Annotated in this window: 1 protein-coding gene; it reads right to left on the bottom strand. The window is 45.7% G+C overall.

The window, feature by feature from the left end:
• Window positions 1–226: NAD(P)H-hydrate dehydratase (locus R0K30_RS23170; protein WP_410613344.1), on the bottom strand; the 226-nt coding region annotated here is incomplete at its 3' end.
• Between the last annotated feature and the right edge of the window lie 17 nt (window positions 227–243).

Genomic DNA, 243 nt, shown 5'->3' with positions numbered 1-243 from the left:
CTACACACGTTGACCATGCTAGGGCATCATCCAAGTGTTCACTAGTTACCATAAGCTCTGGTCGCCCGATGCTCACAGGTAAAACGGCATGTTCATGGGTATACACTTTTACCATTCCAGCACCAGACCTTAATCCACTTTCAGCACTTAATCTAATAGCTCCTGCAGAGCCGTGGTTTCCTCCTATACATAATAATTTTCCATGACTACCTTTATGGCTACTCACTGAGCGCTCAGGCAAAG

Origin of the sequence: Bacillus sp. SIMBA_154, from assembly GCF_046536015.1 — a bacterium.
Taxonomy (GTDB): Bacteria; Bacillota; Bacilli; order Bacillales; family Bacillaceae; genus Bacillus; species Bacillus pumilus_P.
The sequence above is the reverse complement of the archived record's forward strand: the minus strand, read 5'-3'. Positions and strand labels throughout refer to the sequence as shown.